This is a genomic window from Terrihalobacillus insolitus (genome assembly GCF_028416575.1).
Classification (GTDB): Bacteria; Bacillota; Bacilli; order Bacillales; family Amphibacillaceae; genus Terrihalobacillus; species Terrihalobacillus insolitus.
Window position 1 is genome coordinate 155,290 of sequence record NZ_JAMQKB010000004.1, and the last position, 22,138, is coordinate 177,427.

The window sequence follows — 22,138 nt, forward strand, 5'->3', positions numbered from 1 at the left end:
TGAACACACACTATAAGTGGAGGGTCTTCATCATGAAATCTATGTTTTTATTAAAAATAACGGCTTTATTTATATTTTCAGTTTTGTTGACTGGATGTGCAATGCAACTAAGTGAAGAAAATGCGTCACAATCAGCAGATAACCAAAAAGTTAACGAAGCTGGGAAACTGACAAACGTTCAATTTTATGTACCGAGTGAGGAAGAGAATCTTATTTCAATTATTGATATTCCGACAAGCGAGGTCGTTGCGGAAATCAAAACGTCAGAAAAACCGACAAACGTCATTTTTGACAGTACAATGCGAAACGCCTATGTAGCGAATCAAACGAGTGGGACGATCCAGTTCATCGACACACAAACACTTGAAATCACAAATGAGGTGGAAGTGGGTCCACTCCCACATGGTCTTGCAATTGCCCCAAACAATGAACAATTATATGTATCAACAGTCGCTGATCAGTTTGTCGATGTTGTTAATACAAAAGAGGGAAAAGTAGAAGAAAAAATTGACCTTGGCAATGGTGCCAAAACGAACTATTTAACGCTTGCGAATAACAAGCTATTTGTAAGTGACCATGAAAATAATAAAGTGTATATCGTTGACACAGAAACAAATGAAGTTATAAGTGCATTGGAAACTGGTGAAACCCCAAGAGTTATGCAAACCAATAAGGATGGAAGCAAACTTTACCTTGCATCTAGTGGCAGTGTTGAAATTTACGATGTGAATAATGGAGATGAAATACAAACATTTCAAGTTCCAAAAGGGACAACAGATCTCGTTATTAACGAAGATGAAACCCAACTCGTTGTAACAAGTATGGAAGAAAATGCGGTTTCCGTGATCGACCTTCAAACGAATAAGGTCATTAAAACGATTGAAGATTTACCTGGAGCAAAACATATATCATTTAATCGAAAACAAACCAAAGCATATATTACTTTGAACGGTAGTGGAGAAGTTGCCGTTTTAAATATGGAAGAGTTAGCAATTACAGAAAAAGTGAAAGTAGGAGATGCTCCACACGGTATTGAAATCAAAGCACTTCCAGGAATCGGTGGAAGTTGCTAACATTAATGCAATTGAGTTAAGGCCCCTTAAGCCTAGGCTTAAGGGGCTGATTGTGTGAAGAAAGCCATTAGTTTTGAACGAAATGTAGTTTACTTCTTCGTTTGAATACATGCTATAATACATTTATTCACTTAAAAAAGTAGTGTTCAGAATCTGGAGGGTTACCTATGAAAAACATGATATCAAAAAATAAAGTATTCATTTTTTCAGCAATCCTACTACTATTTGTTGTAGCAGGATGTGGAGCGCAGTCTGAAAATGGACAGTCAAATGATGGACAAGCAACGGAAGAAACAGGGGAACAACAAAAAGATAAAACTAGTGAAAAAAGTGTAGAGAAAACGGCTTACCCAGCTGATGTAGAAGAAAATCCAATTGTTACAATTACCATGGAAAATGACAAAGAAATTACGCTTGAACTGTATCCTACTACTGCTCCAAATACAGTTGCAAACTTTATTTCATTAATAGAAGAAGGATTTTATGATGGAGTCATTTTTCACCGAGTAATCCCAGATTTTATGATTCAAGGTGGAGATCCAGAGGGGAATGGGACTGGTGGACCGGGCTATTCTATAGCAGGAGAATTCAGTTCGAACGGTTTTGAAAATAACCTGAAGCACGAACGAGGCGTTATATCTATGGCTCGAGCTCAGGACCCAAATTCAGCAGGATCACAATTTTTCATTATGGTTACAGACTATCCAAGTCTTGATGGAGAGTATGCTGCATTTGGAAAAGTGCTAGAAGGTATGGAAGTAGTGGACGAAATCGTATCCACACAACGAGATGAGTCGGACAAGCCATTGGAAGATCAAAAGATGAAGTCTGTTGTAGTGGATACGAAAGGGTACGACTACCCTAAACCCGAAAAACAGTAAGTATATTTATGCAGAAGACAAGAACCATGATAAAATATAAATGTGAGATTATGTAATCGGAGGTGTAGCAATAATGGGTAAACGATTATTTCTTTTTATTTTAACAAATATTCTAGTCATGACGACAATTGTCATCGCCTGGACACTAATTACAACGTATACAGGAATCAGCGGTTCGTTTGAGAATGGTGGTCCTGGGTTAGGGATTAATTATGGTTCGTTAATGGTATTCAGTATACTCGTAGGGTTCATAGGGTCATTCTTCTCGCTGGCCATCTCACGTTGGGTTGCAAAGAAGATGATGAAGGTCAAAGTGTTGGATCCGAATGGTCAATTGACAGCATATGAACGTGCTGTGGTAGAGAAGGTTCACCGTCTTTCCCGTGCTGCTGGACTAGTCCATATGCCACAGGTTGGTATTTATCCGTCTGCCGAGGTCAATGCATTTGCCACAGGTCCTTCGAAAAAAAGGTCACTCGTTGCGGTTTCAGCAGGATTATTGAACTCGATGGATGATAATGCTGTTGAAGGTGTCATTGCCCATGAGGTAGCACACGTGTCGAATGGTGATATGGTCACCATGACATTGTTGCAAGGTGTCGTCAACACGTTTGTCGTCTTTTTCTCAAGAATCGCAGCGATCCTCGTATCGCGCTTAGTGCGTTCTGAAATGCAAATGATTGTTCGTTTTGCGGCAATTATTATTTTCCAAATTTTGTTTTCAATTCTTGGAAGTCTTGTTGTAAGTGCATACTCGCGTTATCGTGAATATCATGCTGATCGAGGAGGCGCTGATCTAGCAGGACGCGATAAAATGGCCCATGCACTGCGTTCTTTGAAAACATACGCCGATCGAGCCAAAGTGAATGACCTTACAGATGATGCAGCCATTCAGACTATGAAAATTAACGGAAAAGGCGGGATGATGAAGCTTTTTTCATCGCATCCGGATTTAGATGAAAGAATTAAGCGTCTAGAACAGCGATAAACAGATTTAACAAAAGACAGCTACTCCGTAATATTGGGGGAAGAAAAATGTTTGTATATAAAATTGATGAAGAAATATCACTAAAGCTAGTTGAATTAAAGGATGCAGAAAGAGTTTTTGAACTAACTGATAATTCCAGAGAATATCTTCGTGAATGGCTTCCTTGGTTAGATATGACAACAAGCGTTGAAGATACAAAAGGGTTTATTAAATCTTGCTTAAAAAGTTATGCAGAAAATAAAAGCATAACAACTTTTATTCTCTTTAAAGGAGAAATTGTTGGTACGGCGAGTTATAACGAAATTGATTGGGCTAATAAAATAGCATATATAGGTTATTGGTTAGGAAAGGTTTATCAAGGTAATGGTATTATGGTAAGGGTAGCGAGAGCACTAACGGATTATGCTTTTAATGCGTTGGAGCTTAATAAGGTTGATATTAGTGCTGCTGTGGAAAATAAAAGGAGTAGGTCAATTCCTGAAAGATTGGGGTTTGTTAATGAAGGTTGTATTAGACAAGCTGAATGGTTATATGACCATTATGTTGACCACATTGTTTACGGAATGTTAGCTGAAGATTGGAAAAGTAATAATTCCCCTTATTAAACAAACGGGCGCAAGTCAGGTATGATTTTCTTTATGAAGCGGACCATTTAATGGAATAATTGTAAGCGTTATATAAACTACAATAGGGATGTATGGGGAATGAGGGGAATTATGAATTTAAAGGTTAGGAATATGGATGAAAAATTGGCCAAACAAACTTTAGGTTGGAAATATGAAAAGCCTTTTGATTTTTATAATGGTGAGATGAGCGAAGAAGGAATTAAAGAGAGACTTGACGATTCTTATAAGGTCTTGATTGATGAAAAAGGAAAAGTGTTTGGCTTCTTTTGCACTGGAGAGTCGGCTCGCATCCCAATTGGATATCAATATGGTGTTTATAATGAAAAGTCCATAGATATGGGGATTGGAATGAACCCTGTTTATGTGGGGAAAGGATACGGTTATGATTTTTGCTCTTTTATTATGAATCATATAAAAGAGCAAAATGAAGGAGTCCCCATACGACTATCCGTCGCAACATTTAATAAGAGAGCCGTTCACTTATACAAAAATCTTGGTTTTGTAATGAAAGACAAATTCGCTACTGATTCTGCAGAATTTATTACGATGATTAAAGCGGACTAATTCATTCTGAACCGCAATCGGGCGCATTTATAGAATAAAGAAATTACCATAATTACAAAATGGAAATTAAGATGTGTACATTCATATCGATCGTGGTATAATATATGTAGAAGGTTCATAAAATAATAAAGGCCGCCCATGCTGTTACATGGAGCGGCCAATAGACCGAACCCCAACAAGAGGGGCTAGGCAGCACAAGGAAAAATAATCCCTCGGCGCACAGCGAACGCATGTGAGGGGTTATTTTTTATGGTTTTTGTCAGACATAATAAACGCCACCAACATCCCAAAGGATATCATCAGCGTTAACGCACTAACAATGTCCATTGGCAAGCACCTCCCTCCCTGGGAAGTCTCCCAACGAAGACTAACGGCAGATCGACAGTGCTACCAAACCCCTCATGCGAAGCCAGTCTATTGTTTTTTATTGTATCATAGATTAGCAGGATAAAGTTAAATTTTCGGCGATTCATAAATGTTAAACAAACGGGCGCGATTGCTTAAGAAAAGTTGTGCCAAAAATAGGAACTTTACTTCTTGAGGAAATGATGAAACAAGCCAAAAATTCTGGTTTCACTTCTCTATCATTAAGTGTTGATCCCGATAATCCTGCTTTTCGTTTGTATGAAGGACATGGGTTTGTGAAAGTAGGTATAAATGGAACATCGTACGATATGAAGGTAAATTTAAATAAGGTATCAGATGATATTAGTTGATCAAACTTGTTCAATCAACGGGCGCGCTAATGGAATAAGGCTCAGCGTTTGTCTCGAAGGGCTGTATTTTGTTGAATATGAAATGGATTAACTATAATCGGCAAAAATATTAACAAATACGAGAGGTGATTTAATGAAAATACGAAACGGGATGCCAAAGACTGATAACAAAACACACTTAAAGCTACTTGAAAATGATTGGATTCCAATAAAGGAGCCTAAAAGTGTTGGGACGGCTGTGCTTTTATCAATTCCGTTTATGGTTTTAAATACATTTATTACTGTAGGTGTGATAGATATTTTCTCGTCTGTTTCATTGAATAAATTTGGTCTTGATCTGACCTCTGATTCCCTATCAATAACAATCAATCTGGTTGTGATTATTTGGCTATTTTTACTTATAGTTATACACGAACTAATTCACTTGGTGTTTATCCCCAATTTTATTAAATCCAAAAAGACATTTATTGGGCTTACTTTATTTGGTGGCTATGTTATAACTGAAGAAAAGATTTCAAAATCAAGATATATACTAGTTACAATCTCTCCTTTTGTTATAATTTCAGTTTTCCTGCCAATCATACTTAGTCTTTTTGGAATCTTAACACCTACTTTTAAAATCTTAATATTAGTTAATTCTATGGCTTCTTCAGTCGATATACTTAATCTCATTCATTTATTAGTACAAATACCAAAAAGGGCAAATTTGATAAGTAATGGAAATAAGACCTATTGGAAATATGGAGGTTACAAAGAATATAAGAGATTATGACATTATAAGATTCAAAGCTAAAGAATTGTGAAGGGGTATTTCTTAAAGAATTGATTGAAAAGTCTTGGGGAAACGATCTTAATCAAACGGGCGCTTATCTCTAAAAAGAATAGGCACCTTATTTGTGTTTTCTCGATTACTCTAGGGCTGTATTTTATTATACATTTCGATTGTTGAATAAAGGCTGTATAAGCAGACCATACTGGGATCAATTTAATTGATTCATAGTATGGGAGCGTGAAAAAGTGTTGTTGTTGACTGAAGCATGAGAAAAATACTGTTTTGATAAAGAATTGAAGGCTTTCTCCCCTTACCTTGAAGATGTATGACTTTCAATGTAAACTTTTGCGTTATTTCGGTAATATTAGAATGGTAGATGTTACAACGGAAAATTTGAAACAATACCTAGGCAAATCTGGAGAACATTTAAAACCTTCCAGCCTAGGTCATCGTGTACGATTCATTAAGTCATTGTTTAAGTGGGCGCACGAAGAAGGCTTTATCTTAAAAAATCCTGCTGCAAAATTAAAAGAACCTAAGTTAGGGAAGCGAATTCCAAAGTTTCTTTCTGAACATGAAATTGAGCATCTTCGTGAAGGATGCAATACATTGATGAAGAATGCTTTGTTTGAATTTTTTTATTCGACGGGCTGCCGAATCGGAGAAGTTGCGAAATTAAACCAAGACGATATTAATTTTGCAGGAAAATCGGTAATTGTGCACGTAAAGGTGATAAGGAAAGGGAAGTGTATTTTAATGTACGCTGTGCAATTTGGCTGAAAAGATATTTAGATGAACGTGACGATGATGAAACCTGTTTATTTGTCACAGAGCGTAAACCTAAAAGACGTATGAGTGTAGATTCCTTGAGATATGTTGTTAGACGTATTTCTAATCGTGCTGGAATCAAAAAAACAATTCATCCTCATCAATTACGTCACAGTTTTGCAACACACATGATAGATAACGGCGCTCCCCTTGAAGTAATTCAAGTCTTCTTGGTCATCAAAAGAGTGAAACAACAAGGATTTACTCTCATCTCAGTGGAAAATTAAGACGTTATTTTTATAGTAAGTATTTTTAATTTTGAAGTACTTTTTATTGAACATTTATGCCGGCGCGATTATAAGTTATAATAATGGTATAACTTAATGGAGGTGTATGATATGTCTCTTCCAGATAAAATTATTAAGGAGATTGACCTGTTAAATGAAAAGGATAGACAAAAGGTCCTCGATAAAATTAAAGAAAAATATATGACTAGTGATGTTATTTTATTAAACGAAAATTATTCCTGGTGGGATAATGAAGAGGATGATATATATAATGAGCAATAAGATGAAACAGGGTGATGTCTGGCTGGCGAATGTCCTTTTTAAAGAAACTCGTCAAACAAAGCAGCGCCCTGTTATTATTGTTGGTAATGATTTAGCGTTGGATGTAGATGTTATTATTGCTCCAGTTACAAGCCAAAGAGCTAGAAATCAATTTGATGTTGTTTTGGAGTATTGGGAAGAAGCTGGGTTATTGAAACCATCTGTTGCTCGTACCTCAAAAATTACTTCTGTGCATGGTTCAGAATTGAAACGCCATCTAGGAGCAATACATAAGTATGATCTTGAACGAGTGCTTCAAGTGTGCAGAAATTTATTTTAGAGGTGTTCAAAAAGTCATCAAATGATAAGCGGCGCATCTCTTCGTTGGCTTGTTTTTCCGGTCCTTGGAAAAGAAGCCCGCTTTTCCTTCGTGCGATGTATAATCGAGGAAGCTTTCCTTGTGCTCATGTAGGTTATGTCTACACTGTGCTCCTCAAAACTGCGCCTCCTCGACCTGCTTGCTTCTAATTCGGCGACTTTTTGAACACGCACTAATAATAATGTGAATTAGGTCGTGAATTGATGTTATCTCCTCATCAACCGAACCCTTTACTCTTCAAGTTGAGCCTCCTTATTTTCCAGATATAAGCTTATGTTATTCCAATTCACCCTGACACAAAGTTAGGATAATGCCAGTTCAATTTCTCTGAGATCTTCTTCTCTTCCACTAGCAAGTAGTTTGTCGCCCTCATGGAGCGTTGTATCTCCATGGGGTATAATGACTTGGCCATAACGATAAATTTGAAGAATAAGAGACTCCCCTAGAAATGGTAGTTCTGTGAGCGGTGTCTGATCATAATTAGCATGATTAACCACAATTTCTTTAATCGTATTATTATGTTTCGTTATTAGTTGAAGAAGCCCTGGATTATCAATTAATGCTTTTAAAAATGTTCGGGTTGAGTATAAAGTAGAATAAACGGCAAAGCCCTCTTCCGTTAACCTTTGGTGTAATGCTTGGTTTTCAACTTTAATCACAACTGTATCTATGGACTGTTTCAAAGCATGTTGGCCAAGTGAAATATTGGTTGAATCCTCATCGGTGGCGAACACGATTTTGTCTGCCCGAAAAGCATCTTTCTTTTCAAGGTACTCAATTGATAGCTCGTCAACATATATGATCGGAAATGAATGCTCACTTTCCTCTTTCTGTATTTTTGTGCTGTACAGCCGAACAATTGATTTTTCTTCCATTTTATCTCTAGCTACTAACATCGTTGCCTGAGTAGCCCCAACAATAGATATTTTCAATTTCTTAGTCTTGGACTTTGTCACAGGAAACATTTTTGAAAAGGTAATGGGAGAAATCAAACAAGTTAATATGGATACTAGTATAATAGCACCATTCAATACATCATTAATCACTCCTAACTCAAGAGCAATGGATGACGCAGCAATGACTAGGCTGAGTTTTGACGTTACCAATATGCCTATGCTAAGTGTTTCTTTCCACGAATACCATTTTTTTAAGATTAGAGTAGGGATTATTTTAGCAATGTACATAAACACTAACAAAAGCGGCATTAACAACAAAATCTTTGAATCAACGAACAATTCCCAAATGTTTAGTTGAACCCCGACCATTACGAAAAAGATTGGGATGAGAAAACCAAACCCAAATGAATCTAATTGATGGATAAACTCTTTTTTAGGTGATAGGAAAGAGATAATCGTTCCAGCAAGGAAAGCACCAAGAATATTCTCTGCACCGATTGTTTCAGATAGGGCAACAAAAAATAAAATGAGTGCAAATACGCCACGAGTACCAAGTTGCACTGTTCCTTTAAGTAGATTGTCGAACCATTCGAATTGAAAATATCTATGGATGACTCGGTAAGCAAGAAACACTGCCAAGAAAAGAACGAATAGTAAAAATACCCTCTGTCCCTCCTCATCCCGAAACATAGCATAAACCGTTAAAAAGATCATGGTTGAAAAATCAGCTATGACCGTAATGAGTAAAATGATTTGCCCCAACAAACCCTCTGTTAAATTTTTTTCCTTGATGACTGGTACGACAATTCCTAAAGAGACCGTTGATATAATTAATGTCATCAAAAATGGCTCTTTAATTAAATCTAAGCCCACCAGAATATAGGAAAGCCCAAACGATATCGTCATAATTAAAGCAAATATACCTAATGCAATCATAACAGGGCTTGGCGAATCTTTTGCCTTTTTGTTGTTTTTCTGAAAAGCACTAAAATCTATTTCTAACCCGCTAATGAACATTAGGAAGATAAATCCTAACAGTGATAATAACTCAAGTAACGGATCTTCAGAAATGATATTAAATCCACTTTCTCCTATAATCAAACCAGCTATTATTTCGGCAATAACAACTGGGACAAATGTCAATTTAAATCTTTGAAGTATAATTGGGATAAAAAAAGCTATACCTACAACGAACATGAGGGAGGTAAGAGATTGATTTTCCAATAAAACACCTACTTTCTGATTTGTATTATGAAAGGTTTTTGCGCCATGAATTCATATATAGAAAATTAAATTCGATAATTCATTCTACTAAAAAACGATGAAAACTAAAACTAATACATCTTTTGTTAAGGTGGTGCCTAGCTATGTTAAGCTAGGTTTAGATGATAATACATGGTGCATTTAAATTTTACATAAATATGGGAGGAATAAAAATGGATTTAGGTTTGCAAAATAAATCAGTAATTGTTATGGCATCGAGCAAAGGATTAGGAAAAGCAACAGCGATGCAATTTGCTGTGGAAGTGGCACACGTTTTTATTACGAGCCGAAATGAAAAAGAATTGGAAAAAACAAAACTGGAAATACAACAAAACACTGGAAATGAGCATGTTGAATATGTAGTCTGTGACATAACGAAACCTGATTCGATAAAACAGTTAATTACAGAGGTCGTTTAAAAAAACGGTACCGTTGATCCAATAGGTCGATACGGGAAGCCTGCAGAATTCGCTAATATGGTCGTTTTTTTAAGCTCACAAGCCAATTCATACGTTACTGGTCAGTCTTTTGTTGTGGATGGTGGCATGGTAAAAGCATTGTAATGGTTTGAATTAAGTCCAAGAATTTGATCGTTTTAATCCATTCCTTATGCATTTCGTTTTATAAATCAAATGCATGTACAAAAGGGCTTGACGAATTCTTCTTGAGTTTATTCGTCAAGCCCCCATTAATTAATCTAGTTTACTATTCAATATTTTGTTTACGGGTACTGGCATATACCTGTTCTTCATCATGTCTAATAATAGGCCTATTTGAATCAGGATCAAGCTCTGCACCTTGTTTTACTTGTTCTTTCGTAAGATTAATTAATACTTTTTTATCTTCCCAATTGATTTCCTTCACCCAGCCAGTTGCTATTAATACGAACTCACCTAGTAACCAGTTTCTAGTTTCTACTACTAAATATTCTATTTTCCAATTCGTCTCATCAATAGCGAAATCTGATACATGCCCTATTTCACCATCCAAAGCTTCTATCCGATATCCTGTAAAGTCACCTTTTATATGATTAGTACTTCTTAAATGATCATCTCCTAAATCATCAGCACTTACGTTGTTTTGAATTAAACCATTATTATACGCATCACCAAACGCATATGGATTATCATATCCGCCCCAAGCCCCTAGTCCAAGTCCAGACCAGTAAGTGGGCCAGCCATAATAATTGGCTAAGTGTTGTTCAGTCTGTTTTGAAACGGGCGCATCATCAAGTTGGTGTGGCGCATTTTTAACCGTTTCTTTAGTTGCGAACACATTGACCGTATTATTCTCCATATCTACATGGTCGAAAGAAATTGGTGACAACAATACTTTTTTCCCCGGCAGCCATTTTCTTGTATCTACTACTAAATATCGTACAGTCCAATACTGGTCATCAAAATAAAGATCTCTTACTCCACCTAACTCACCATCTGTAGCTTGAATGTTCAACTTTTCAATTACTGATGATAGATAAAAAATAGTTAGCCTCCTTTGAGATTTTAAAAAGTTAAAGATCTAACTTATCGTGTCATCCTACGCTATGATTCATGTTTTTTGCTTACACTAGTCCATTTCCGATTAAGTGTTGTTTTAAACATTCTCAAGCTGTAATCATATAATAGCGTTTTATGAAAATCGGGAAAAATGGTATATTTATTAATGAGATAGAATTTTGACTATTTAAAGGGATGAGATCCAGAATGAGCAATTTAGCAGAATATAAAAAGTACAGAAGAACTGGTGTCAAATTAAACTCAAACATATTAAAATCTGCAGAAAAAGATAGATTATTAACAGCTGCTAACTTACTAGGGATGGTCGGAAAGGATAAGAAAACAACTATTTTTGATGGTGAACAGGAAAATGATTACCATTTTGACTTCATGTTTAATGAGGTTTTGGACAATGAAAGGAGTGTAGTAGCTACGTATAAAGATCAAAATCCACCGAATAATAATATAGAGGAAGAGTTTATCGATGCTATGATGTCTGCCTTTACGTCTTTGTTCACAGTTGTGTCTGTTTCAGAAAAAGCAAGTACAATCGAATTAGTAGACCTTAGCAAGCCAACGAAGTCCGGCTAACGTCTGACACGTCCTGTGTCAAACGCTGGATCAGCCCGTCGTGGGCAAGCAGATGCCCTGCTTATCATTTGGTGACTTTTTGAACATCCTCAATTAAAGGATTCTTAAAGAGTTGCTAAAAGCCAGTTTGTGGACTTGTCCTTGCTAGTAGGCATTTGGCATAGAATTCCTACCCTAAAGGGGCAGGATAAAGGATCGGCACGGAAGGATATAGAGAAAACTACTTATGGAGGAGCAGTCAGATGAATCTAGTGTCTATCGACTTTGAAACGGCCAATAGAACTAGGGAAAGCCCTTGTGCTGTTGGTATTGTGGTTGTAAATGAAAATATAATACTTGATGAGTTCTATAGTTTAATCAACCCATTAATGAATTTCGATTCGTATAATACCTATGTACATGGAATTACGGAAAATGACGTTATCGACGCACCAACATTTGATGAATTATGGCCAAGCCTACATAAATATTTAGAAAACAATATAGTTATCGCGCATAATGCTAGTTTTGATATGAGTGTGCTTCGGTATACATTGGATCGTTTTGGATTAACCTATCCTGAACTTGACTATCTGTGCTCTGTTGCGCTTTCGAAGGAATTATGGCCAGAATTACGTAATTATAAGCTTGACAATTTGGCTGATTTTAAAAATATTTCATTCTCCCACCATCACGCTTTAGAGGATGCTAAGGTAGTAGTTGATTTACTTTTAAAGGCAATGGAGGAGCAACACGTTAAGAATATACATGGCTTAATGGATAAATTAAACATCTCAAGTGGTAGAATTTTTGAAAGAGGTTATGTCACGCCTAAAGTAAAACGAAAAAAACAACGTCAGAGAAGGAAGATTTTGTATTAATATGCAAACAGACGAATAAAATCAGCGTATGTATTTGTATAAATACTGACATTCGTTTATATTTGTAGTTACTAGAGCAACTATAGAAAGATAATGCAGGAGGATATAATGATGAAAGCAGACTTACAAAACCATATACAATCGATTCAATCGAAACTTTGGGAGATGAGTGATTATTTGTACCATCATCCAGAAATTGGTGATCAAGAATTCAATTCCATGCAATTGTTAGTAGATTTTTTGAAAGAGCATAAATTCAAAGTTGAAACAGGAGTCGTGGAGCGGTCGACTGCTTTTAAGGCTGTTTATAATAGTAATAAAGAAGGTCCAACGATTGCGTATTTGGCCGAATACGATGCACTCCCAGGAGTGGGGCATGGCTGTGGCCACAATATGATTGGTACAATGGGTGTTGGTGCGGGTGTTGTGTTAAGTAAAGTGATTAATGAAATTGGTGGACGCGTTGTTGTGTTAGGGACACCAGCTGAGGAAACCAATGGCGCCAAGGTACCTATGGCAGAACAGGGGGTATTTGATGATATTGATGTTGCCATGATTTTACACCCTGCAGACGTTTCATCTGAAAGTGGAGAATCACTGGCAATGGATGCGATTCAGTTTGACTTTCGTGGCCGGACAAGTCATGCCGCAGCGGCTCCCGAAAAAGGAATCAATGCGCTTGATGGAGTCTTACAGTTATTTAATGGGATTAACGCTTTGCGTCAGCATGTGACTTCTGACGTAAGAATCCATGGAGTTATTACTGAAGGTGGAGAAGCCGCAAATGTTGTCCCAGATAAAGCTGTGGCACAGTTCTATGTTCGGGCAAAAAGCAGAACCTATTTAAATGAAGTGGTTGAAAAGGTGAAAAATATTGCGCGAGGCGCTTCTGCAATGACTGGTGCTGAAGTACACATTAGTAATTATGAGCTGAGTTACGACGATATGAGAACAAACGAAACATTATCAAAATTATTCACCAAAAATATTTTAGCTTCGGGTGTTGAAAAGGTGAACAAAGCAAAGGATTCACTAGGCTCAATTGACATGGGAAATGTTAGTCAAGTAGTACCAGCGATTCACCCTTATATTGGGTTGGATTCCCCAGGATTAATTGCACACACGAAAGAATTTGCTGATACGACGATAACAAACAACTCTCATAAAATTCTCGCTCAAGGGGCACTAGCACTCGCGTCAACGGGATTTGATATCATTCAAGAAAAAGCAACTTTTGATGAAATAATGGAAGAATTTAATAGGAATAAATAAGAGAAGAACCCCTTGATTTAAGGGGTTCTCTTTCAAAAATGCGACGGAGGGACAGACTCCTAGCCTGTCTCCTTGTCCAATGGAGCTATCCAACATTATTTATAATTATCGTGGGTATGATCTTCAATTTCCTGTATATGTTGACGAACATTGTGTAGCTGTTCAGAAGCTTGCTGATACTGTGGGTTTTCTGTAGCTTCTTTGCCTGATTGTTTCCGGGTATTTTCCAATTCTCGTTCAACTTTCTGTAATTGTTGCTGTGCCTGTTGGATAAGCTGGGGATTTGTACCCTGCGACTGAATAATCGTTTCGTTAGCTTGTTGTATCTGTTGACTCGCTTGTTGTAATTGTTGCTGTAATTTTTCTGACATTTATGTAACCTCCAATAGTTTTTATAAACAAATGCTATTTATATTGTTACTTTAATTTCAGGTATTATGCAGAACAAAAGGGACAATCTCCTCATCCCAATCTCTCACGTTCAGAAACACATTCCCAATATGATTTCCTCAGTTTTCATTTATGTTATAATTAATATTGACTTTTCCTCGATTCCTAGATTAGGAGTCAATTTCATGTTGTGTAATCAACGAAAGATGAAACTGAAAAATTAATTTTGGCACAAAGACTTGTAGAAATGAGAAAATTTGTAATGGTTATTACCTCTCTTCTTATTTTATCTACGGTTACAAGTTGTGTACAGTCATCTGAGGAAACCAATGAAACCGATATTTCGTACAAAAATTATTTTAACGGTTTTTTGGTTTATCAAAAGAATCAGGAAGTTCCCACTAACCTACTTATTTTTACTAACAAAGAGGATTGGCAATACTTTTCGGAGAAATATGTGGCAGAGGGCGAACGTGTTGCCTCAATGGATGATAACATTAATTGGGATAAAGAGGATTTGATTTATTATGCTACAACAGGATCCAAACCTGGATATGTTTCAGTGAACAATTTTAAGGGTTATCAAATAAAGAATAACAGTGTTCTACCTATTTTTGCAGAAGACTCTAAGCAAAATACGTTACTGGCAGTTAATAATTTGGGTCAAACTTCATCGATAGATATTTCTTATAATGTTTGGACTATAGTAAAAAAGAAAGATGTTCCAAAAGGTGTTAAAAACTTTTACAATCGTTCATAAAAGTTTTTAAATACGAAAACCGCCCGTACCGCGAGAAGATGAATCATAGTCGACACTATGCCCGCAGACTGTTTGACCGTTTGAATATTGGTAAATGTTGTTATAGTCATATACTTTTCCACTACTCCATGTATAGGTCTGCCATTTATAGAGTATACCTGCATTATCCATCTCCCTTACAACCATATAAGAGCCATATACACCAGGCACCCAACCTCCACCATTGTAATGCCGAGACTCATTCATTGCATCTTGAACACCTGAAAAGTAATCCTTAATGCTTGATATATCCTCCATTGATGCAGGGTAATCAACAGCAAAATAGATAGCAGTGTCAAATGGTTGCCCAACTTCAAGAGCTCTTGATACAGCTGAACGTCCATCATCAAGTCCATTGTTGTAAGTGAAATGACTAGCAGAAGTATTCCCCCATTCCCAGACGGTGACAACGTCCATACCAGCATTTGAGATATCTTGTGCTTCGCTTTTGCTTAATAATTTATCTTCCCCTGATGGTGCATAGTAACGACATAAGAAATCATATCCTTCGTTTGCCATGCATTGAGCAGTATTGCTCGAAACGGGACTAGAAGCGTCAAGTCCTTTTGCTATTTAAATCGTCTCCTTTATTGATCATTTGGCATGAAATAATTCAATACATGCTTTTTAGGATTCACCTCCATTTTTTTAAGCAGTTCTAATGCTTCACGTGACTATCTACTATCACTCATTTGATTGATGCTAGCATCGATACTACTATATGGATTTTTACTGTCGATGTATGGTTAATTAAATCAAATTAAATAAAAAAAGGTATTTATTCTGATAGATTAGCTGATAATGGAAAAATGGGTATACATTGATTTCCTGCATTGTGGAATCAAGAGAAAGACCGCATGTGTTAATTGGTATCTTGCATAAAAATAAATATGTCGTCAACCAAGGTTTTTTATAAAATGATCACTTCTGAAAAATGCGACTCAATAAGCATAGTTTCAGAAAAGTCGAAATTTGTCTGTTTTAAAAATAAATGCTTCCCAAAGTGTGATAAATTTGTTAAAATTCATTTACATGAATAAATATACGTTTTGACAATCAAAACAAATGGAGGAATTACAATAATGAAGAAGAATATTTTATTTGCACTCATTGCTATGCTTTCGCTTCTTTTAGCCGCATGTGGAACATCTGAAAAAAACGAAGGAACAAATGGTGATAACAACGATGGTGAATCTACTGAGAAGAAGGTGCTTGAAATGGCAACTTCTGCCGATTTTGCGCCGTTTGAGTCAAGAAATAAAGATGGCGAATTTATTGGATTTGACATAGATTTAGCGAATTATATCGCGGACGAATTAGGTTATGAACTAAATATTCAAGATATGAAATTTGACGGTTTGATTGGAGCCTTGCAGAACGATCGTGTCGATATGGTTCTTGCTGGAATGTCTGCAACTGAAAAGCGTCAAAAAAATGTTGACTTCTCGACAACGTATAATCGTTCTGGAGAAATGTTTGTTACCTTAAAGGATGCTGGGATTGAAAAAGTAGAAGACTTAGAAGGTAAAACGGTAGGTGTGCAATTAGGCACGATTCAACAAGAGGGTGCGGAAAAGATTCAAGAAGACATTGTTGATTTTGAAATGAAGACGGTTGATAGTGGACAAGTTCTCATTCAAGAGTTAAAGTCAAATAGAATTGATGTTGCATACATGGACAAAGCCGTTGCAAAAGGATATATTAAAGAACAAGATTTATTTGGTTTTGATGATCCAACATCTAGTTCTCCTGGTATGGCCGTTGCTTTTCCGAAAGGGAGCGAACTGGTTGATGAGGTAAATGCGATCCTTAAGGAAGCTGAGGAAAACGGCAAGCTGCAAGAATTGAAGGATAAATGGTTAGAGGAAGAAGAATAAACATAAAAAGCATAATAAAGAAAAATTTGGAAACAACCGTAATTGAATTTTACTGAATATGTTTTGAAGAAAGAGCATCACGAACTGTTTCATTTTAGGATACTATGTTTTGAATATGAAAAATGGTATAGTATAGAAAAATAGTAGAAATGAGGTGTAAGGCATGAATTTGGATTTTGGCCAAATCGTGCCTTATATTCCTTTTATGTTAGAAGGAATATGGGTAACATTAAAATTTGTTATTTTTGCAATTATATTTGGGTTTGTATTAGGTACACTTTTAGCATTATGCAAAATTAGTCATGTCAAAGTAATAGGCTGGCTTGCGGATGCCTATACCTCGGTTTTTCGCGGAACACCGTTGATACTACAACTAATGATAATTTATTATGCTGTACCAGAATTAGTGGGTTATGATATTTCTCCATTTTTATCTTCCATTCTTGCTTTTGGACTTAATTCGTCTGCCTATGTTTCAGAGATCATTCGAGCTGGAATTCAAGCGGTGGATAAGGGACAAACAGAAGCTGCACAGGCTCTTGGTGTTCCTTACAATCAAATGATGAAGGACATAATTTTACCACAGGCTATGAAAAACATTTTACCTGCATTGATGAATGAGTTTATTACATTAACGAAAGAATCCGCGCTCGTATCGACGATTGGATATTTGGACTTAATGCGTAGGGCGACGGTTGTAGGGGCGGATCTATACCGAAACTTTGAACCGTTGCTGTTTGTTGGTGTCATCTACTATTTATTGGTAATGGGGCTAACGATCATCGGCAGGCTTGTCGAACGGAGGCTGAGATACAGTGATTAAGGTCAAAAACCTGCACAAAAGTTTTGGAAATAACGAAGTGTTAAAGGATATTACAACAGATATTAGTAAAGGTGAGGTTGTTTCTATTATCGGACCTTCAGGATCTGGAAAATCTACATTCCTTCGTTGCTTGAATCTATTAGAAAAGCCGACAAAAGGATCTGTGTTGGTACACAATCAAAATATAACGGACCCTAAAACAAACATCATGAAAATCCGTGAGCAAATTGGAATGGTATTTCAACATTTTTATCTTTTCCCTCATATGACGGTACTGGAAAATTTGACGTATGCTCCACTCAAAGTAAAAGGGGAAAGCAAACAAGTTGCACAGAGCAAAGCAAGAGATCTATTAGCTAAGGTGGGTCTAACCGATAAAGAGACTGCTTTTCCGAGTAGTCTTTCGGGTGGACAAAAGCAGCGCGTTGCAATTGCGCGCGCGCTTGCGATGGAACCAGAGCTTATGCTGTTTGATGAACCGACATCTGCGCTTGACCCTGAAATGGTAAAAGAAGTACTGGATGTGATGAAGGACTTGGCGAAGTCTGGTATGACGATGGCTGTTGTCACCCATGAAATGGGATTCGCTAAAGAGGTAGCGGACCGCGTTTTGTTCCTTGATCATGGTATGTTGATTGAAGAAGGCAACCCGGAGCAATTTTTCGATCAGCCAAAGACGGAACGAGCAAAAGGATTTCTTGAGAAAATTTTGTAGAGGGTGCTCAAATAATAAGCGAGGCATCTCTTCGTGGCTTGCTTCTCATTTAGCAACCTGTTGAACACGCACTTGTAGTATGTTCAGGAAAAAAATAAACGTGGACTCGTTTTGTTAGTGTAAAACGAGTCCACTGCTATATGGCTGGCCTCGCTCATTGTATTTCACTCCTTCAACTCTTGTTCCACATCTATTTCGATAGCTTCTGGAATATACAATGCTTCATAAGATTGGATGTTATGTTCTTTTATAAAGCCTATCATTTCTACTTCGGTATGGAACCATTCATAACTGCTAGCATTATAGGTGAGCAGGTATTCTGGCTCAGTCATTGACAACACCTCCATTCGTGTTTGGTAGAATTGTTTCTATCATTTGTATGCGTTATGAAAGATACGTATACCTGATCTGTTCTACTTTTTATGTGAAATAAGTGTTATTTAACTTTATCCTAAACTCTATTTTCTGGTAAACTTAGTTTAGTTGATTAAATATATGTATACGAAAATTTCGTTGTTGGTATAATAGTAAAATTAATGGACAAGGAAAGTGGATGTGGAATGAAAGGTTTACTCATTTTTAAAGATGAAATAAAAGAATTATTCTCAAGTACAGTCTATCGGCGCGGTCTTACTTATTTTAATCAAGGTCGAGTGAAAGGCCTTTATTATCTTCAAAACGGTGATAGTTGGTTTGCAAAAGTGATGGGAACAGAAATCTATCATGTCAATGTTACAATTGGGAAAAATCGAATCGACTACGGGTGTAGTTGTATGGCATATGAAACTTTTTCGCAATGTAAGCATGTCGTTGCGTGTTTACTTGAAATTGCAAAAGAACAAAAAGGGGATTACCCTCACTTTCCGTCGGGGATACAGAAGACGAGAGAACAGCAAGTGATTACCCATTTTATTGAGACTTTTTCCAATTTTCAACAAATAGAAGCATATAACGTGGATCACATTGGTAAGCAGCCGTTACAAGTGGAATTTTTCATTAAAACGCCAGCATTTACATCTTATTCTGATTCTAACCTATGGACAATTGAAGTGAAGGTAGGGCTTAAGCGAACATATGTCATTAAAAATTTAAAAGAATTTTTGACGGATGTTGAAATGCGAAGAAATCACTTTTTTACGAAAATGTTTACGTATGATCCAACAGAACATGTATTTACGAAAGAAGACAATGAAGTTATTCAATTATTGATCGATGTGACGAAAAATGAGGTAGCATACAGAGACCCTTATTATTCTTATCGAAGAGATGAACGAGTTATTACGATTCCACCTATGATAGTGGATGAACTGCTAGCCAAATTACAAAGTACAACATTCACCTTTGAGTGCCAGGGGGAAGTGTATCCTCAAATTCAAGTGTTAGAAGGTCAAACTCCATTAACGTTTCAATTAGATAAAGGAAGTCAAGAAGGCTTTCGTTTAAACATATCGGAACTAACGAGTGTGAGGTTTTTCGACCTTTATGGTTTCGTGCTGAAGCATCAATTTCTTTATAAATTATCTCTTAGTCAGCAAAAAATTATCTCAGATCTATATACTGGTTTATTACCGACAAGATCCCCATTTAACGAAAATAATTTTTTGACAATTGCAACCGAACAAATGGAGACATTTTTATCTATAGTCGTTCCAGAAATGAAAAAAATCGGCAATCTTAATATATCTGAACAGGTAGCTAATCAGATAAGGCAGTATCCTTTAGAAGCTAAAATATTGGTGGATCGTACTGAAGAAACGTTATTGGTTGACGTCGAATATCATTATGGGGATGTTATTATGAATCCATTCCAAGCGAATTCAGCCGATGTAGATGAATCAAATGGGTTGATCATCCGTGACGCAAAAAAGGAACAGGAAATTATGTATGCAATTGAAAATGGTTCCTTGAAATACAACGGGAAAAAGCTGTATGTAGAGGGAGAAGAGGAGATTTATTACTTCCTATACCATACACTAGCATTACTCGAGGATAAAGCATCCATTTTTCTGACAAATGCAGTAAAAGCGCTTCTGTTACCTGAAAAAAATACACCTTCTACTACGTTTGACTTCAATAGTGATGGCAGTCTGTTAGAGGTTAGTTTTGACATGAAGGACATTGGGCAAGAGCATATCCAGAACATTTTGCAGTCTGTTATTGAAAAGAAAAAGTATTATCGTTTACCAAGTGGAGCATTCGTATCGATTGAAGGAAATGAACAAATGCAAAACATTCAACAGCTGTATTCTGATTTGAACATGGACAAGTCAGAGCTACAGAATGGTATGCTTCAGCTCCCTGTTTACCGAGCGCTTCAATTAGATGAAATGATCGGTGAAGCTGATAAGCATAAGGTTCGTATCGGAAAACAGTTCCGCAAGCTTATTCAAAATTTAAAAAATCCAGACGAGCTCGATTTTGATTTACCAGCAGATCTACATGCTGAATTGCGGGATTATCAAGAAATTGGATTTCAATGGTTCAAGACACTAGCACACTACTCGTTAGGAGGAATTCTTGCTGACGACATGGGTCTAGGAAAAACGTTACAAAGTATTGCTTATTTATTGTCAGAGCAAAAAGATTCACAAAAAAGTAGAACATCATTAGTCGTAGCGCCAGCGTCTCTTGTATATAACTGGAAATCAGAGATAGAAAGATTCGCTTCTAGCCTTGAAGTGGAAGTGATCATTGGAACTCCAACTGAACGCCAGGCATTGCTTACGAAAGAAGTGATGCCAGATGTGTTGGTTACATCCTATCCACTGCTACGGCAGGACATTGATTATTACAAAGAGATCCAATTCCATTCTCTTTTTCTAGACGAGGCACAGGCAATTAAAAATATCGTTACGAAAACATCAAAAGCGGTTCGTAGTATTCGCGCTCACAAACGATTTGCACTAAGTGGAACACCAATTGAAAATTCTCTAGATGAATTGTGGGCCATTTTTCAGGTGATAATGCCTGGTTTTTTCCCGAGTCAGCCTATTTTTCGAAAGATGTCGGATGAAAAAATTTCTAAAATGGTACGTCCATTTATTTTGAGGCGTTTGAAGAAGGATGTATTAACCGAGCTTCCGGACAAAATTGAGACTACTCATGTGTCTGATCTTAAGAAGGAACAGAAAGAGTTATACATGGGTTATTTGGAGAGAATTCAGGCAGAGACGAAGGAATCATTACAAGGTGAGGGATTAAATAAGAGCCGTATTAAAATTTTGGCTGGATTGACACGACTGCGCCAATTATGTTGCCATCCATCATTGTTTATTGATAATTATGAGGGGTCATCAGGAAAGTTGGAGCAGTTGATCGAGATTGTTGGCAATGCACGAGAAAATCAGAAACGGATGTTAATTTTTTCTCAATTTACAAGCATGCTTCATATTATTCGTGATGAGCTGACGAAGGCTGGGGTAAGTTTCTTTTATATTGATGGGAGCACACCTTCTAAGGATCGTGTGGATATGGTGAATCGATTCAACGAAGGCGAAAACGATATTTTTCTCATTTCGTTAAAGGCTGGTGGCACTGGGCTCAACTTAACAGGAGCTGACACAGTTATCTTGTATGACTTGTGGTGGAATCCAGCTGTAGAAGATCAAGCTGCTGGTAGGGCCCACCGAATGGGGCAAAAGAATGTCGTTCAGGTGATCAGGCTTCTCACAAAAGGAACGATTGAGGAAAAAATTTATCAGCTCCAACAAAGGAAAAAGGAGCTTATTGAAAAAGTAATCCAACCAGGAGAAACAATGCTATCAAGTATTACAGAAGATGAGATCAGAGAGTTATTGAGTATCTAAATATTGTTGCCAACGTGGTATAATGTTTAACTTTC

At 36.8% G+C, this 22,138-nt stretch carries 23 protein-coding genes and 2 pseudogenes; 20 read left to right on the forward strand and 5 right to left on the reverse strand.

Going from position 1 to position 22,138, the window contains the following annotated elements; genetic code table 11:
* Positions 1–32: 32 nt before the first annotated feature.
* The 10 genes and pseudogenes from NC797_RS06580 to NC797_RS06625 all read left to right on the forward strand — a co-directional run bounded on the left by NC797_RS06580 (position 33) and on the right by NC797_RS06625 (position 7,276).
* Positions 33–1,073, forward strand: coding sequence for a YVTN family beta-propeller repeat protein (locus NC797_RS06580; RefSeq protein WP_272435973.1), 1,041 nt, complete (start codon positions 33–35; stop codon positions 1,071–1,073).
* 176 nt (positions 1,074–1,249) lie between these two features.
* The gene (locus NC797_RS06585) at positions 1,250–1,954 is read left to right on the forward strand and encodes a peptidylprolyl isomerase (RefSeq protein WP_272436014.1); all 705 of its coding nucleotides are present in this window, start codon (positions 1,250–1,252) and stop codon (positions 1,952–1,954) included.
* A 73-nt stretch (positions 1,955–2,027) separates the two neighbouring features.
* Positions 2,028–2,942, forward strand: coding sequence for a protease HtpX (gene htpX / locus NC797_RS06590; RefSeq protein ID WP_272435974.1), 915 nt, complete (start codon positions 2,028–2,030; stop codon positions 2,940–2,942).
* A gap of 47 nt (positions 2,943–2,989) precedes the next feature.
* Positions 2,990–3,547: a GNAT family N-acetyltransferase gene (locus NC797_RS06595; RefSeq protein WP_272435975.1), complete on the forward strand. Its 558-nt coding sequence runs from the start codon at positions 2,990–2,992 to the stop codon at positions 3,545–3,547.
* 111 nt (positions 3,548–3,658) lie between these two features.
* Positions 3,659–4,132, forward strand: a complete 474-nt coding sequence (locus tag NC797_RS06600) for a GNAT family N-acetyltransferase (RefSeq protein WP_272435976.1) — start codon at positions 3,659–3,661, stop codon at positions 4,130–4,132.
* 512 nt (positions 4,133–4,644) lie between these two features.
* Positions 4,645–4,848 (forward strand): GNAT family N-acetyltransferase, encoded by a 204-nt coding sequence (locus tag NC797_RS06605; RefSeq protein WP_272435977.1) that lies wholly within the window; start codon positions 4,645–4,647, stop codon positions 4,846–4,848.
* A gap of 133 nt (positions 4,849–4,981) precedes the next feature.
* The gene (locus NC797_RS06610) at positions 4,982–5,620 is read left to right on the forward strand and encodes a DUF3267 domain-containing protein (RefSeq protein ID WP_272435978.1); all 639 of its coding nucleotides are present in this window, start codon (positions 4,982–4,984) and stop codon (positions 5,618–5,620) included.
* A 293-nt stretch (positions 5,621–5,913) separates the two neighbouring features.
* Positions 5,914–6,704 (forward strand): annotated as a pseudogene (locus NC797_RS06615) (tyrosine-type recombinase/integrase).
* 82 nt (positions 6,705–6,786) lie between these two features.
* A complete protein-coding gene (locus NC797_RS06620) occupies positions 6,787–6,957 on the forward strand; it encodes a hypothetical protein (RefSeq protein WP_272435979.1) in 171 nt (56 codons plus the stop codon).
* On the forward strand, positions 6,947–7,276 hold the full coding sequence (locus tag NC797_RS06625) for a type II toxin-antitoxin system PemK/MazF family toxin (protein WP_272435980.1): 330 nt from the start codon (positions 6,947–6,949) through the stop codon (positions 7,274–7,276). The genes NC797_RS06620 and NC797_RS06625 overlap by 11 nt, the downstream gene beginning before the upstream one ends.
* Before the next feature lie 341 nt (positions 7,277–7,617).
* Here NC797_RS06625 and NC797_RS06630 read toward each other — a convergent pair whose 3' ends face one another.
* Complete coding sequence (locus tag NC797_RS06630) at positions 7,618–9,435, reverse strand: cation:proton antiporter family protein (protein ID WP_272435981.1); 1,818 nt, start codon at positions 9,433–9,435, stop codon at positions 7,618–7,620.
* A gap of 212 nt (positions 9,436–9,647) precedes the next feature.
* On the opposite strand from NC797_RS06630, the gene NC797_RS18420 reads away from it, so the two are divergent.
* Together NC797_RS18420 and NC797_RS18425 are read left to right on the forward strand one after the other, a co-directional pair.
* Positions 9,648–9,893, forward strand: coding sequence for an SDR family NAD(P)-dependent oxidoreductase (locus tag NC797_RS18420; protein ID WP_417168689.1), 246 nt, complete (start codon positions 9,648–9,650; stop codon positions 9,891–9,893).
* 18 nt (positions 9,894–9,911) lie between these two features.
* A pseudogene (locus NC797_RS18425) lies at positions 9,912–10,037 on the forward strand (SDR family oxidoreductase); the annotation flags it as partial.
* A 142-nt stretch (positions 10,038–10,179) separates the two neighbouring features.
* Here NC797_RS18425 and NC797_RS06640 read toward each other — a convergent pair.
* Positions 10,180–10,992, reverse strand: a complete 813-nt coding sequence (locus NC797_RS06640) for a PRC-barrel domain-containing protein (RefSeq protein ID WP_334313218.1) — start codon at positions 10,990–10,992, stop codon at positions 10,180–10,182.
* 185 nt (positions 10,993–11,177) lie between these two features.
* Between NC797_RS06640 and NC797_RS06645 the strand changes: the two genes are divergently transcribed.
* The 3 genes from NC797_RS06645 to NC797_RS06655 all read left to right on the forward strand — a co-directional run bounded on the left by NC797_RS06645 (position 11,178) and on the right by NC797_RS06655 (position 13,693).
* Entirely contained in the window at positions 11,178–11,561 is a 384-nt protein-coding gene (locus tag NC797_RS06645) for a DUF7986 domain-containing protein (protein ID WP_272435983.1), read from the forward strand.
* A 242-nt stretch (positions 11,562–11,803) separates the two neighbouring features.
* Entirely contained in the window at positions 11,804–12,421 is a 618-nt protein-coding gene (locus tag NC797_RS06650; RefSeq protein WP_272435984.1) for a 3'-5' exonuclease, read from the forward strand.
* 111 nt (positions 12,422–12,532) lie between these two features.
* A complete protein-coding gene (locus NC797_RS06655; protein WP_272435985.1) occupies positions 12,533–13,693 on the forward strand; it encodes a M20 family metallopeptidase in 1,161 nt (386 codons plus the stop codon).
* 95 nt (positions 13,694–13,788) lie between these two features.
* Here the strand turns inward: NC797_RS06655 and NC797_RS06660 are convergent, their stop codons facing one another.
* Positions 13,789–14,064: a hypothetical protein gene (locus NC797_RS06660; RefSeq protein ID WP_272435986.1), complete on the reverse strand. Its 276-nt coding sequence runs from the start codon at positions 14,062–14,064 to the stop codon at positions 13,789–13,791.
* A 266-nt stretch (positions 14,065–14,330) separates the two neighbouring features.
* Here NC797_RS06660 and NC797_RS06665 point away from each other — a divergent pair, with 266 nt between their 5' ends.
* Complete coding sequence (locus NC797_RS06665) at positions 14,331–14,843, forward strand: hypothetical protein (protein WP_272435987.1); 513 nt, start codon at positions 14,331–14,333, stop codon at positions 14,841–14,843.
* 6 nt (positions 14,844–14,849) lie between these two features.
* Here NC797_RS06665 and NC797_RS06670 read toward each other — a convergent pair whose 3' ends face one another.
* Positions 14,850–15,401 carry a DUF1906 domain-containing protein gene (locus NC797_RS06670; protein ID WP_272435988.1) on the reverse strand — a complete coding sequence of 184 codons (552 nt, stop codon included), beginning with the start codon at positions 15,399–15,401 and terminating at the stop codon, positions 14,850–14,852.
* A gap of 563 nt (positions 15,402–15,964) precedes the next feature.
* Here NC797_RS06670 and NC797_RS06675 point away from each other — a divergent pair.
* From NC797_RS06675 to NC797_RS06685, 3 genes are all read left to right on the forward strand, one after another.
* Positions 15,965–16,759 (forward strand): ABC transporter substrate-binding protein, encoded by a 795-nt coding sequence (locus tag NC797_RS06675; protein WP_272435989.1) that lies wholly within the window; start codon positions 15,965–15,967, stop codon positions 16,757–16,759.
* Positions 16,760–16,922: 163 nt separating this feature from the next.
* Positions 16,923–17,582, forward strand: a complete 660-nt coding sequence (locus tag NC797_RS06680; RefSeq protein WP_272435990.1) for an amino acid ABC transporter permease — start codon at positions 16,923–16,925, stop codon at positions 17,580–17,582.
* Positions 17,575–18,297, forward strand: coding sequence for an amino acid ABC transporter ATP-binding protein (locus NC797_RS06685; RefSeq protein ID WP_272435991.1), 723 nt, complete (start codon positions 17,575–17,577; stop codon positions 18,295–18,297). Before NC797_RS06680 ends, NC797_RS06685 begins: the two co-directional genes overlap by 8 nt.
* A gap of 164 nt (positions 18,298–18,461) precedes the next feature.
* Here NC797_RS06685 and NC797_RS06690 read toward each other — a convergent pair whose 3' ends face one another.
* On the reverse strand, positions 18,462–18,629 hold the full coding sequence (locus NC797_RS06690) for a hypothetical protein (protein ID WP_272435992.1): 168 nt from the start codon (positions 18,627–18,629) through the stop codon (positions 18,462–18,464).
* A 228-nt stretch (positions 18,630–18,857) separates the two neighbouring features.
* On the opposite strand from NC797_RS06690, the gene NC797_RS06695 reads away from it, so the two are divergent.
* Complete coding sequence (locus NC797_RS06695; protein WP_272435993.1) at positions 18,858–22,103, forward strand: DEAD/DEAH box helicase; 3,246 nt, start codon at positions 18,858–18,860, stop codon at positions 22,101–22,103.
* The last annotated feature ends 35 nt before the right edge of the window (positions 22,104–22,138 follow it).